This window comes from Candidatus Pelagibacter bacterium nBUS_30, assembly GCF_051201245.1.
Classification (GTDB): domain Bacteria; phylum Pseudomonadota; class Alphaproteobacteria; order Pelagibacterales; family Pelagibacteraceae; genus Pelagibacter.
Genome location: NZ_CP172842.1, coordinates 517,444 through 531,690, shown reverse-complemented (window position 1 = coordinate 531,690; position 14,247 = coordinate 517,444). Strand labels below are relative to the sequence as shown.

Genomic DNA, 14,247 nt, shown 5'->3' with positions numbered 1-14,247 from the left:
ATTACCCTGCAATCTTCTTAGTTACTTCATCCTGTACGTTTTGTGGCACTTTAGAGTAATGGTCAAAGAACATTGAATATTGGGCTCTTCCTTGAGACATTGATCTTAAATTATTAATGTACCCAAACATGTTTGCTAGAGGGACCATAGCTGTAATTACTGTTGCATTTCCTCTTTGTTCTTGAGTGCTAATTTGGCCTCTTCTACTATTTAAATCCCCTATTACATCACCCATATAATCTTCTGGTGTAACAACTTCAACTCTCATTACTGGTTCTAAAAGTTTTAATGTTCCTTTGGTACAAGCTTCTTTAAAACAAGCTCTGCCAGCTAATTCAAAGGCTAGCACACTAGAATCCACATCATGATGTAGACCATCTATAATAGTCACTTTGTAATCTATCATAGGAAATCCACAAAGAATTCCATTGTCTGAAACTGTTTCAATACCTTTTTCCACACCTGGAATAAATTCTTTAGGGATAGCTCCACCTTTGATTTTACTTTCAACAGATCTACCAGCACCTGGTTCTTGAGGTTCAACAAGAAGTTTAACTTTTGCAAATTGACCCGCCCCACCACTTTGTTTTTTGTGAGTATATTCAACTTCTGAAGCATTTTCTAAAGTTTCTCTATACGCAACTTGAGGAGCCCCAACATTAGCTTCAACTTTAAATTCTCTTTTCATTCTATCAACAATAATATCTAAGTGAAGTTCACCCATACCTTTGATGATTGTTTGACCAGACTCTTCATCTGATGTAACTCTGAATGATGGATCTTCTTTAGCAAGTCTTCCCAAAGCTTCACCCATTTTTTCCTGGTCAGCTTTTGTCTTTGGTTCAACAGCAATTTCGATAACAGGATCTGGGAATTCCATAGGTTCTAATAGAACAGGTTTTTCTTCATCGCATAAAGTATGTCCTGTTATAGTGTACTTTAAACCTGCTAACGCAACAATGTCTCCTGCATTTGCTTCCTTAATATCTTCTCTGGAGTTAGCATGCATCAATAACATTCTTCCAACTCTTTCTTCTTTTTCTTTTGATGAATTAAAAATACCTGTTCCAGTTTTAATAGTACCAGAATAAATTCTGATAAATGTTAAAGAACCAACAAATGGGTCGTTTGCAACTTTAAAAGCTAAGGCTGAAAAAGGCTGGCTATCTTCAAATTTCATTTCCATCTCATCCTCAGAACCTGGTTTAGTTCCTTTAATTGACCCAATGTCAATTGGACTTGGTAAATAATTAATTGTAGCATCAAGTAATGGTTGAACACCTTTATTTTTAAATGCAGAACCAGTTGTGATCGGAACAAAACTGAAGTTTAAAGTTCCTTTTCTTATGCATCTAACTAAATCTTCTTCTTTTATTTCGTCACCATTTAAATAAGCTTCCATTAATTTTTCGTCTTGTTCAACTGCAGTTTCAACTAATTCAGTTCTGTACTTTTGAGAAATTTCTTTCAAATCATCAGGAATATCTTTGTATTCCCATTCAGCGCCTAGTGCTTCATTTTTCCAAACTTGTGCTTTCATTTTAACAAGATCAACAACACCCGAAAGTGATGCTTCAATTCCAATTGGTATCTGAATTGGTAGTGGTTTACATCCCAATCTATCTCTAATCATATCCACGCATCTAAAGAAATCTGCACCAGTTCTATCCAACTTATTCACAAAACAAATTCTTGGAACTTTGTATTTATCTGCTTGTCTCCAAACAGTTTCTGATTGTGGTTCTACACCTGCAACACCATCAAAAACACAAACAGCTCCGTCTAAAACTTTAAGAGATCTTTCAACTTCAATAGTAAAATCAACGTGACCAGGCGTGTCTATAATATTAATTCTATGATCATTCCAAAAACAAGTAGTTGCTGCAGAGGTAATTGTGATTCCTCTTTCTTGCTCTTGTTCCATCCAGTCCATAGTTGCAGCACCATCATGTACTTCACCAATTTTATGACTTTTACCTGTATAATATAAAATTCTTTCTGTAGTAGTAGTTTTGCCAGCATCAATATGAGCCATGATCCCAATATTTCTGTATTTATCTAATGTATGAGTTCTAGCCATTAATTATTACCACCTAAAGTGTGCAAAGGCTTTATTTGACTCAGCCATTTTATGCACGTCCTCTCTTTTTTTAACTGCAGCACCTTTTTTTTCATAAGCATCAAACAATTCATTAAAAATTTTATCTGACATGTGTTTATCTTTTCTTTTTCTTGCAGAATCTACAAGCCATCTAATAGCTAAAGCTTGAGCTCTTTTGTTTTTTACTTCAACTGGAACTTGATAAGTAGCACCACCAACTCTTCTTGATCTTACTTCAACAGTTGGCTTAATATTATTTATTGCTTCATTAAAAATATTAATTGGCTCGTCTTTGGATTTTGTTTTAATTTTATCTATTGCATCGTAAACAATCTTAGCTGCAACACCTCTTTTACCATCGTACATTATATTGTTAATTAACTTTGGTATGATAGTTGAATTAAACTTTGGATCTGGAACTACATTTTTTTTTGGTTGAGTTTTTTTTCTAGACATTATTTACCTTTTTTAGTTCCGTATAAAGATCTTCTTTTTTTTCTATTGGCAACACCTTGAGTATCAAGATTTCCTCTTAAAATGTGATAACGCACACCTGGTAAATCTTTTACCCTACCGCCTCTAATTAATACTACTGAGTGTTCTTGAAGATTGTGCCCTTCACCACCAATATAAGCTGTAACTTCAAAACCATTTGATAATCGAACTCTAGCAACTTTTCTTAATGCTGAGTTTGGTTTTTTTGGAGTTGTTGTATAAACTTTAACACACACACCTCTTTTAAGTGGTTGCTTTTGTAATGCTGGAACCTTGTTCCTTGTTACTTGTTTAATTCTTTTTTTTCTTAACAACTGGTTTATAGTTGGCATATATTTTATTAAATTAATTAATTTATTTTTAGATGAAAATAACTGGCAGGTTATTTTGTGGCAGCGTTTAGTACTATTACTAAGTACTACATTCCAACCAAAAACATGGCCAAAATACTTATTAATCTGAATTTGTCAAACTAAAACTTCAAGTATCAGGTGATATTTTTACTGATTTACTGGTGTTTCTGAAGGTTCAGATGTTTCAATCTTTTCTTGTTCTGCTATGAAATTATTATCATCATCAAGAGCTTTTTTGTTCCATTGGTTCTTGATGTTACCCGTACCCGCTGGCACCAATCTTCCAACAATAACATTTTCTTTCAACCCATTTAATGGGTCGACTTTTCCTTTAATTGCTGCATCTGTCAAAACTCTTGTAGTTTCCTGAAATGAAGCAGCTGAAATAAATGACTCAGTCTGTAGTGAAGCTTTAGTAATACCCATTAAAACTCTTTCACCAACTGCTGGATTCTTACCTTCTGCTACAAGTTTCTCATTAGTATTATCAAATTTAATTCTATCAATTACTTCACCTGGTAAATAATTAGAATCTCCAGAAACTTTAACTTCGATTTTTTTCAACATTTGTCTTAGAATAGTCTCTATGTGTTTATCATTGATTATTACACCTTGTAATCTGTAAACTTCTTGAACTTGATTGACAAAATATTCAGTTAACTCCTTAATACCTAGGATTCTTAAAATATCATGTGGTAACGGTTGACCATCTAGCAGATATTCACCTTTTTGAATTTTTTCACCTGGATTGAAATTAATATGTTTACCTTTCGGTATTAAATAATTTGAAGGCTCACCTCCATCTTCAGGAACAATTGAAACTTTTTGTTTTCCTCTTACCTCTTTACCAAAAACAACCTGGCCATCATTTTCAGCTATAATGGCACTATCTTTTGCTTTTCTTGCTTCAAATAACTCAGCTACTCTGGGTAGACCACCGGTAATATCTTTGGTTTTAGTAGTTTCTTTTGGAAGTCTAGCGATTACGTCACCAGCAAAAACTTTTTGACCATCTTTAATAGAAAGAATTGAATCTGGAACTAAATAATATCTTGCTTCATTATCATCAGCTTTCATAATAACATTACCTTTATCATCTCTAAGAGTAATTCTAGGCTTTAAATCAGTACTTTTTGATTGAGCTCTCCAATCTATTACTGATTTAGACGAAATCCCTGTTGCATCATCAGTAGTTTCTTGAATTGAAACTCCATCTATTAAATCTACAAAACTTGCTGTACCACTTTTTTCTGCAATTACCGGAGTTGTGTAAGGATCCCATTCACAAATTTTTGTATTAGCTTTAATTTTGTCACCATTATTAAAAAATAATTTTGATCCATAGCCCACTTTATAAACTGCAACTTGAACACCATTATCATCCTCAACAGAAAGTTGAGTATTTCTTCCCATCACAATTAAATTCTTTTTAGAATCTTCTAATATATTAGAATTTAAAATTTTAAGAGTTCCTTCATTCTTACTTACAATTTGCGAGTCTTGTTTTACAGATGCTGTTCCACCAACGTGGAATGTTCTCATTGTTAACTGAGTTCCTGGTTCACCGATCGATTGAGCTGAAATCATACCTATTGCTTCACCAACATGAACCATCTTGCCTCTTGATAAATCTCTACCATAACAAGTTGAACAAACTCCTTTTTTAGAACTACATGTCATTACAGAATAAACTTTTAATGATTTGACACCTGCTGCATCAATTAAATCACAGCCAGCTTCATCAATCATAATAGATTTTTTTATTACAATTTCTCCAGTTAAAGGATTTTTAACATCATATGCTGTTACTCTTCCTAAAGCTCTTTCTGATAAACTAACAACAATATTTCCACCTTCCAAGATTTCCGAAAGCTCAATAAAACCTGGGTTATCACATTGAACTTTTGAAATTGTTAAATCTTGAGCCACATCACAAAGTCTTCTGGTTAAGTATCCTGAACTTGCCGTTTTAAGTGCTGTATCTGCTAAACCCTTTCTAGCACCGTGTGTAGAATTAAAATATTCCAATGCAGTTAAACCTTCTTTAAAATTAGATATAATTGGACTTTCAATAATTTCGCCTGAAGGCTTTGCAATTAAACCTCTCATTCCAGCAAGTTGTTTCATTTGAGCTGCTGAACCTCTAGCACCACTATCCGCCATCATGTAAACAGAGTTAATTTTAAGACCTTCTGGGGTTTTTTCTGTGGCTGAAATACCCTTCATCATTTCTCCAGCAACTCTATCCGTACATTTTGACCAAGCATCTACAACTTTATTATATTTTTCACCTCTAGTAATTAATCCTTCTGAATATTGTGTTTCATAATCAGCAATCAATCCTTTTGTGTCTTCAATTAACTGTGTTTTACTCTCTGGTATTACAAGGTCATCTTTACCAAATGATATTCCAGCTTTGAATGCATGTTTAAATCCTAAATCTTTTAACTTGTCACAAAAAATAACTGTTGTTTTTTGCCCACAAAATCTAAATACAATATCAATTATTTCAGAAACTACTTTTTTTGGCAACAATCTATCTATTAATGAAAATTTAATATTGTAATTTTTAGGAAGTAAATTTGCTAATAAAAATCTACCTGCTGTAGATGTGTATTTTTCAAATTTTTTGTTTCCATTTTCATCAACAGTTTCAATTCTTGATATAATAGTGCTATGAACTTTAATTTGATCAGAAGCTAAAGCAAATTCAATAGCATCAACATCGACAAAATATCCAGAAGGTTTATCTGTCATAGGTTCTTGAGAAAGGTAATAAATACCTAAAATCATATCCTGACTTGGCACAATGATCGGCTTACCATTAGATGGGGATAAAATATTATTAGTAGAAAGCATTAGTATTCTAGCTTCTAATTGAGCTTCCAAACTTAATGGCACGTGAACAGCCATTTGATCACCATCAAAGTCAGCATTAAAAGCAGCACAAGTTAAAGGATGTAGTTCAATTGCATCACCTTCTATAAGTTTAGGTTCAAACGCTTGAACCCCTAATCTGTGAAGTGTTGGTGCTCTGTTTAAAATTACCGGATGTTCTCTAACAATTAATTCTAAAGCATCCCAAACAGCATTTGTTTCTTTTTCAACCAATTTTTTTGCTTGTTTTATTGTAGATGCTAATCCAAGCTTATTTAATCTAGCATATAAAAATGGTTTAAACAGTTCTAAGGCCATTTTTTTTGGCAAACCGCACTCATGAAGTTTTAAGTCTGGACCAACAACAATTACAGATCTTCCTGAGTAGTCCACCCTTTTTCCAAGTAAGTTTTGTCTAAATCTACCTTGTTTACCTTTTAACATTTCCGCTAAAGATTTAAGTGGTCTCTTTCCAGTTCCAGTTATTACTCTTCCTCTTCTACCATTATCAAATAATGCATCTACAGACTCTTGAAGCATTCTTTTTTCATTTCTAACAATGATATCAGGAGCTTTCAGGTCCATTAATCTTTTTAATCTATTATTTCTATTAATAACTCTTCTATAAAGATCATTTAGGTCTGATGTAGCAAATCTTCCACCATCTAAAGGTACTAGAGGTCTTAGTTCAGGCGGGATGACTGGTACAACTGTTAAAATCATCCATTCAGGTTTTTGTCCTGTTTCAATAAATGACTCAACTAACTTTAATCTTTTGATTGCTCTTTCTTCATTAACTTTTGATTTTGTTTCTTTAATAAAGTTAATAAGATTTTTTCTCTCTAATTCTAAATCTAAATTTTTTAGCATTTCAAGTACAGCTTCAGCACCAATACCTGCTGTAAATGACTCTTCACCAAATTCGTCTTGATATTTGGTTAATTCTTCTTCATTAAGAAGTTGATTTTTTTGTAATCCAGTTAAACCTGGTTCAATTACTATAAAGTTTTCAAAATAAAGAACTCTTTCGATTTCTTTAAGTTTCATATCAACTGCTAAAGCAATTCTGCTTGGTAAAGATTTTAAAAACCAAATATGAGCGACAGGTGTTGCTAGATTTATGTGACCCATCCGTTCTCTTCGAACATTTGATTTTGTAACCTCAACACCACATTTTTCACAAATAATTCCTCTAAATTTCATTCGTTTGTACTTTCCACACAAACATTCGTAGTCTTTAATTGGTCCAAAAATTCTAGCACAAAATAGACCATCTTTTTCAGGTCTAAAAGTTCTATAATTTATTGTTTCAGGTTTTTTAATTTCGCCAAAAGTCCATGATTTAATTTTTTCAGGACTGGCTAAAGTTATCTTGATACTATTAAAATTTTGAGCTTCAGAAATCTCTGTGTTTTTAAATAAATCTGTTAATTCTTTATTCATTTTTAATTAAGCTCCACGTTTAATGCTAATGATTTAATTTCTTTAACAAGGACGTTAAATGACTCAGGTATGCCAGACTCAAAATTTTCCTCGCCTTTAACAATAGTTTCATAAACCTTAACTCTTCCTGCAACATCATCTGATTTAACTGTTAAAATTTCTTGAAGCGTATATGAGGCACCATATGCTTCTAACGCCCACACTTCCATTTCACCAAATCTTTGACCACCCAATTGAGCCTTACCGCCCAAAGGTTGTTGTGTGACTAGACTGTAAGGTCCTGTTGATCTAGCATGAATTTTGTCTTCAACTAAATGGTGGAGTTTAAGCATATAAATAATACCCACAGTTACAGGTCTATCAAATTTTTCACCTGTTCTTCCATCCCATAAATATGTTTGCCCTGAACCTGGTAATTTAGCAAGCTCTAGCATTTCTGTAACATTTTTTTCTTTTGCTCCATCAAATACTGGAGTTGAAATAGCTATTCCATCTTGTAAAGTTTCAACCAAATCTTTGAATTCAGGTTTGCTTAATTTTTCAACTTTATCATCAAAAATTTCTTCACCGTAAACAGATTTTAAAAATTTTGATATTTTATCAGTTTTTTCAATTTTTTTATTATTCTCATTTACTAATCTTTTAACCTCTTCACCAAATTCTTTACAAGCCCATCCTAAGTGAGTTTCTAAAATTTGACCAACGTTCATACGACTTGGAACACCGAGTGGGTTTAAAACAATATCTACAGGTCTTCCATCTTCTCTATAAGGCATATCTTCAACAGGAACAATTTTACTAACAACACCTTTATTACCGTGTCTTCCAGACATCTTATCTCCAGGTCTTAGTCTTCTCTTGATTGCAACAAAAACTTTAACCATTTTCATTACACTAGGAAGTAAATCATCACCGCTTCTAATTTTTAAAACTTTATCTTCAAATCTATCAGTAATATCTTGCTTGGCTTTATTATATTGATCTTTAAGTTGAGCTAAAGTTGCTTCATCGTTAACATTACCAACTGTGATTTTAAAAACATCATTTATAGATAAATTATCTATTGTTTCAAAATCTAATTTAGTACCTTCAGATAAATCTTTTACCTTCTTAGTTAAAGAAGATCCTGATAAAAATTGTGATGCTCTTTGTTTAATGCTTCTTTCTAAAATTTCTTCTTCAACAATTTTGTCTTGCTGAACTTCTTCGATTTCTGCTCTTTCAATCGTAATTGATCTTTCATCTTTTTCAATACCATGTCTGTTGAATACCCTTACATCAACAACAGTCCCACTGCTTCCTCTAGACATTCTTAAAGATGTATCTGTTACATCTATAGCTTTTTCACCAAATATTGATCTTAATAATTTTTCTTCAGGTCCTGAAGCTGAATCACCCTTAGGGGTTACTTTTCCAACCAAAATATCACCTGCATTAACTTCAGCGCCTATATAAACAACACCAGATTCATCAAGGTTTTTTAATGCTTCTTCATTAACATTAGGAATATCTCTAGTTATATCTTCTTCACCTAATTTTGTATCTCTTGCCATAATTTCATATTCAACAATATGAACAGATGTAAACACATCATCAGTTACACATCTTTCGGAAATCAAAATTGAATCCTCAAAATTATAACCTTGCCATGGCATAAAGGCTACAGTCACGTTTTTGCCTAAAGCTAATTCACCTAATTTAGTAGATGGACCATCGGCTATAATATCTCCAGATTTAACCTTGTCACCAACTCTAACTAAAGGTTTTTGGTTTATACACGTATTTTGGTTTGATCTCTTAAATTTTTGAAGATTATAAATATCAACACCTGATTTAGAAAAGTCTGTTTCCTCAGTAACTTTAATTACAATTCTTTTACCGTCAATTTTATCAACACTTCCATCACGTTTAGCAACAATAGTAACTCCTGAGTCTAGAGCTACATCACTCTCAATACCTGTGCCTACTAAGGGAGACTCTGGTTTTAACAATGGAACAGCTTGTCTCATCATATTAGATCCCATTAATGCTCTGTTAGCGTCATCATTCTCTAAGAAAGGAATTAATGAAGCAGCAACTGAAACAAGTTGTTTTGGTGATACATCAATGTAATCAATTGTTTCAGGTTTAGCTAAAAGAAAATTCAAATTTTGTCTACAAGAAACTAATTCTTCAATTATCTTTCCATTCTTATCCAATTTAGTATTTGCTTGTGCAATAGTGTGTTTTGTTTCTTCCATTGCAGATAAATATTCAACATTATCTTGGACAATACCATCTTTTACTTTTTTATATGGGCTTTCTATAAACCCATATTTATTTATTTTAGCATAAGTTGACAAACTATTTATCAACCCAATATTTGGTCCTTCTGGTGTTTCGATTGGACAAATTCTTCCGTAATGTGTTGGATGAACATCACGTACCTCAAAGCCAGCTCTTTCTCTAGTTAAACCACCAGGTCCCAAAGCTGACACTCTTCTTTTGTGAGTAATTTCTGATAATGGATTTGTTTGATCCATAAATTGTGAAAGTTGTGAACTTGCAAAAAAATCTTTTAGTGAAACAGTCAAAGGTTTTGCATTAATTAAATCCTGAGGCATAGCCGATTCTACGTCAAGAGTTGTCATTTTTTCTTTAATAGCTCTTTCCATTCTATAAACACCAATACGTGCTTGGTTTTCAACTAATTCACCAACTGAACGAACTCTTCTGTTTCCTAGATGATCAATGTCATCGACCTCATCCTTACCATCTCTCAAATCTAGCATTTTGTGAATTATTGCTATGATATCGTCGTTTCTTAAAATTGTAATTTTATCAGAACAATCCTGTTCTAATCTTGAATTCATCTTAACTCTGCCAACATCAGAAAGGTCGTATCTATCAGAACTAAAGAATAAATTGTTAAAAATCTGAGTAGCAATTTCAATTGTTGGCGGTTCACCTGGCCTTAACATTTTATAGATTTCTGTAATCGCCTCGTCTTTACTATTGTTTTTATCGTTTAATATTGTTGTGAGTAAATAAGGACCTTTATTTATTGAGTTGGTTACAGATATTTGCAGAGTGGATATATTTGCATCTAAAATTTGCTGAATCACTGTGTCATTCAATTCCGTTCCAATTGCAAAAGTACCCTCTTCTTCATCACTTACTTTCACGACTCTATGTAAAAATTTGCCAAATAAAGACTCTTTTGAGACTAAAATATCTTTTAGACCATCGTTTTCTAATTTTTTTGCATTTAAATAATTTATCTTATCACCTAATTTTATTACAACTTCTCCTGTTTTGGCATTAACCACTTCTTCAGAAAAATTTTTAGCTTTATAATTTTCGGGATTAAATTTAGTTTTCCATTTTTCAGTTTTAGAATCATAGGTATATTGCTCGCTAGAATAATATTCATCTGCAATTTCAGCTTTTGAATAACCTAGTGCTAGTAATAAAGTTGATGCATAAATCTTCTTTTTTCTATCTATTTTGAAATATAAAAAATCTTTAACATCGTATTCTAAATCTAACCAAGAACCTCTGTTAGGAATTATTCTACAATTGAATAATAATTTACCACTTGCATGAGTTTTGCCTTTATCATGATCAAAAAATACTCCTGGGCTTCTATGCATTTGATTAACCACAACTCTTTGAACACCGTTTGTAATAAAGGTACCACTGTTTGTCATCATGGGAACTTCACCCATATAAACCTCTTGTTCTTTTGCCGATAAAATATCTTTGGTATTGTTTTCTTGATCTATTTCATAAACAACCAATCTTAATGTACATTTAAGCGCAGAAGAATAAGTTAACCCTCTGGTTATACATTCTTCAACATCAAATTTTGGTTTATCTAATCTGTAAGAAACATATTCCAATGTTGCTTTGTCATTTAAATCCTCAATAGGAAATATGCTTTTAAAAACTCTATCAAAACCTTTTGTTAATTCAGTCTCAGCATAAAATTCTGTTAATTCTTTGTAAGAATTTTTCTGGACCTCGATAAGATTTGGAATAGATAAACTTTCTTTAAGTTTACCGAAGCTTTTTCTAATGTTTTTCTTTTCTGTAAAAGATAATTGCATTTATGTTTAATAATACTGATCAAAAATAATCAGTATTCGAATTCTTTCTTATTAATTTATTTAAGTTCTACTTTAGCGCCTGCAGCTTCTAACTTAGCTTTAATCTCTTCAGCTTCTTTTTTGTTAACACCAGTCTTAACTTCCTTTGGTGCTCCTTCTACTAAATCCTTAGCTTCCTTTAAGCCTAATGAAGTTGCTGCTCTTACTTCTTTAATAACGTTAATTTTCTTTTCACCTGCAGAAACAAGCATTATTGTAAAGTCATCTTTATCCTCTGCTGGAGCTGCACCACCTGCTGCTGCGGGAGCTGCTGCTGCCATTGGAGTTACACCCCATTTTTCTTCTAATTGTTTTGAAAGTTCAGCTGCTTCAGCAACAGTTAAACTAGAAAGGTCTTCGATAATTTTGTTTAGGTCTGGCATAATTTACTCTTTTACTCTTTAGGTTGTGTTTCAGAATTTTCTGCCGACAAATTACTCATTTTTTCCGAGTATGCAAGCAAAATACTAACTAATTTTGATGCTGGAGCATTTAAAATACCAACAATATTTGCTCTCGCTTCATCTAATGTTGGTAAACTAGCTACATTTTGGACACCAGCCTGATCTAAGACCTCATCGTCCATAATTCCACCAATTAACTTCAGATTTTGATTATCTTTAGCAAATTTCGAGAGAATCCTTGCTGACATTATAGCATCCTCACCAAAAGCAACTGCTGTAGGACCAGTAAATAAATCAGACAAATTTTTGCACTTAGTTTTTTCTAAAGCTAATTTTGTTATTCTATTTTTAGTTATTTTGAAAATTATACCATGCTCTCTCATTTTAGCTCTTAAATCATCAAGCTGAGTCATTGTTAAACCCTGATAATGAGTAACCATCACAGCTTTGCTATTTTCAAACTGCGTAGCAATTTCTGAAATATATTTCTTTTTTTGATCTTTGGTTAGCATGACTATATCGACTTCCCTAATTTAACTTTATAAGAAACACCCATTGATGATGTTGCAAAAGTATTTCTAATTAAATCACCTTTTAAAGTATTGTTTGATTTTTCCTTTTCTAACGCATCAAGTATTGCATGGAAATTTTTTAATAATTGATCATCATGAAATGATTTTTTTCCAATACTAACTCCTATGTTGCCATCTTTGTCATTTCTAATTTCAACTTGACCAGATTTAGCGTTTGTAACCGCATCTTTAATATTCTCAGATACAGAACCAAGTTTTGGATTTGGCATTAATCCTTTTGGACCTAAAACTTTACCTAATTTTGAGAGTTTAATCATCATTCCAGGGGTACAAATTAGTTTTTCAAAATTTAACTCACCACCTTTAATTTTTTCAACAAATTCATCACTGCCAACAATGTCTGCACCAGCATCTTTTGCTTCTTGAGCTTTACTATCTTCACAAACAACTGCAACTTTTACTTTTTTTCCAGTTCCCCCAGGTAAGTTAACAACGGTTCTAATGTTAACTTCGCTTTTCTTTTGTTTGTTATTAATTTGAAAACTTAAATCTAAAGACTCATCAAATTTAGTTGTACAATTTTTTTTTAAAACTGGTAATAATTTTTCAATTAACTCCGGAGTGAGATCTTTTGTTTTTTCAGGTAGTTTTTTAAATCTTTTGGACGGCATTACTCTTTCACCTCAATTCCCATAGATCTAGCTGATCCACCAATAATTTTAACAGCTTCATCTAAGTCATGAGCATTTAAATCGTTCATTTTTTGTTTAGCAATTTCCTCTAATTGTTTTTTTGAAATTGATGCAACAATATTTCTTCCTGGTTCTTTAGAACCACCTTTTAATTTTACTGCTTCTTTAATAAAGAAAGATGCGGGTGGTGATTTAATTTTAAAATCAAATTTTTTATCTTTGTAAACTGTAATCTCAACAGGAACAGGTTTACCAGCCATTGATTTAGTTTTATCGTTAAAAGCTTTACAAAATTCCATGATGTTTACACCACGTTGACCTAGTGCAGGTCCAACAGGAGGAGCTGGATTTGCTTGACCACCTTTAATTTGTAATTTTATAAATCCACTAATTTCTTTTGCCATTAACTTACTTTCTCAACTTGGTTATATTCTAAATCTACTGGTGTTGGACGTCCAAATATAGAAACTGACACCTTAAGTCTAGACTTTTCTTCATCTATATCTTCAACCATTCCACTGAATGAAGCAAAAGGGCCATCAACAACTTGAACTTTTTCGCCAACGCTGTACTCTATACCAGATTTTGGCTGAGCTACACCATCTTTTATTTGACCTAAAATCTTTTCTATTTCCTTGTCTGATACTGGAACAGGTATACCTTTTGATCCAAGAAAACCACTAACCCTCTTAATATTTTTGATCATGTGATAAATATCATTATCCATTTCACATTTAACCAACACATATCCTGGAAAATATTTCTTTTTTCTTTGAATTCTTTTTCCTCTTTTGACCTCTGTTACATCATGTGTTGGAACTATAATTTCCTCAAATTTATCTGAAATCTTAGCTTTTTCAGCTTCTTCTTTAATCGCACCTGAAACTTTGTTTTCAAAATTTGAGTGAGATTGAACTATAAACCAATTTTTCATTAAATACTCACTTTAAGTAATAGCTCTAAAAAAAACTTTAAAACTTGATCTAAAAGAAGAAAAAACAATGACATAACAAGAGCCATGGCAAAAACCATTAATGCCCCTTGTAAGGTTTCTTTCCATGTAGGCCATGAAACCTTAAAAGCCTCTTGCTTTACCTCTTGTAAAAATCTGATTGGGTTTCTCATAATATTTTAACTCTAATTGGCAGGAGCGGAGGGACTCGAACCCTCAGCCTCCGGTTTTGGAGACCGGCGCTCTACCAATTGAGCTACACTCCTATTT

The 14,247-nt window shown here is 32.5% G+C and carries 11 protein-coding genes and 1 tRNA gene; all 12 read right to left on the bottom strand.

From position 1 onward, the window contains the following. Position 1: 1 nt before the first annotated feature. Positions 2–2,080 carry an elongation factor G gene (gene fusA, locus ACIJYE_RS02810; RefSeq protein ID WP_435091054.1) on the bottom strand — a complete coding sequence of 693 codons (2,079 nt, stop codon included), beginning with the start codon at positions 2,078–2,080 and terminating at the stop codon, positions 2–4. Between the two features lie 6 nt (positions 2,081–2,086). After that, on the bottom strand, positions 2,087–2,557 hold the full coding sequence (gene rpsG / locus ACIJYE_RS02805) for a 30S ribosomal protein S7 (RefSeq protein WP_435091053.1): 471 nt from the start codon (positions 2,555–2,557) through the stop codon (positions 2,087–2,089). Further along, a complete protein-coding gene (gene rpsL, locus ACIJYE_RS02800) occupies positions 2,557–2,928 on the bottom strand; it encodes a 30S ribosomal protein S12 (protein WP_435091052.1) in 372 nt (123 codons plus the stop codon). The genes rpsG and rpsL overlap by 1 nt, the downstream gene beginning before the upstream one ends. Before the next feature lie 168 nt (positions 2,929–3,096). Next, positions 3,097–7,269, bottom strand: coding sequence for a DNA-directed RNA polymerase subunit beta' (gene rpoC / locus ACIJYE_RS02795; RefSeq protein ID WP_435091051.1), 4,173 nt, complete (start codon positions 7,267–7,269; stop codon positions 3,097–3,099). Positions 7,270–7,271: 2 nt separating this feature from the next. Next, positions 7,272–11,357 carry a DNA-directed RNA polymerase subunit beta gene (gene rpoB / locus ACIJYE_RS02790; RefSeq protein WP_435091050.1) on the bottom strand — a complete coding sequence of 1,362 codons (4,086 nt, stop codon included), beginning with the start codon at positions 11,355–11,357 and terminating at the stop codon, positions 7,272–7,274. Positions 11,358–11,413: 56 nt separating this feature from the next. Then, positions 11,414–11,779 (bottom strand): 50S ribosomal protein L7/L12, encoded by a 366-nt coding sequence (rplL, locus tag ACIJYE_RS02785; RefSeq protein WP_435091048.1) that lies wholly within the window; start codon positions 11,777–11,779, stop codon positions 11,414–11,416. Between the two features lie 11 nt (positions 11,780–11,790). Then, positions 11,791–12,312, bottom strand: a complete 522-nt coding sequence (gene rplJ / locus ACIJYE_RS02780; RefSeq protein ID WP_435091046.1) for a 50S ribosomal protein L10 — start codon at positions 12,310–12,312, stop codon at positions 11,791–11,793. A 2-nt stretch (positions 12,313–12,314) separates the two neighbouring features. After that, entirely contained in the window at positions 12,315–13,004 is a 690-nt protein-coding gene (gene rplA, locus ACIJYE_RS02775) for a 50S ribosomal protein L1 (protein ID WP_435091045.1), read from the bottom strand. Continuing rightward, positions 13,004–13,429, bottom strand: a complete 426-nt coding sequence (gene rplK / locus ACIJYE_RS02770; protein WP_435091043.1) for a 50S ribosomal protein L11 — start codon at positions 13,427–13,429, stop codon at positions 13,004–13,006. Before rplK ends, rplA begins: the two co-directional genes overlap by 1 nt. After that, positions 13,429–13,959 carry a transcription termination/antitermination protein NusG gene (nusG, locus tag ACIJYE_RS02765; RefSeq protein WP_435091042.1) on the bottom strand — a complete coding sequence of 177 codons (531 nt, stop codon included), beginning with the start codon at positions 13,957–13,959 and terminating at the stop codon, positions 13,429–13,431. The genes rplK and nusG overlap by 1 nt, the downstream gene beginning before the upstream one ends. Beyond that, complete coding sequence (secE, locus tag ACIJYE_RS02760) at positions 13,959–14,150, bottom strand: preprotein translocase subunit SecE (protein ID WP_435091040.1); 192 nt, start codon at positions 14,148–14,150, stop codon at positions 13,959–13,961. The genes nusG and secE overlap by 1 nt, the downstream gene beginning before the upstream one ends. A 17-nt stretch (positions 14,151–14,167) precedes the next feature. Next, positions 14,168–14,243, bottom strand: a tRNA-Trp gene (locus ACIJYE_RS02755). Positions 14,244–14,247: the final 4 nt, after the last annotated feature.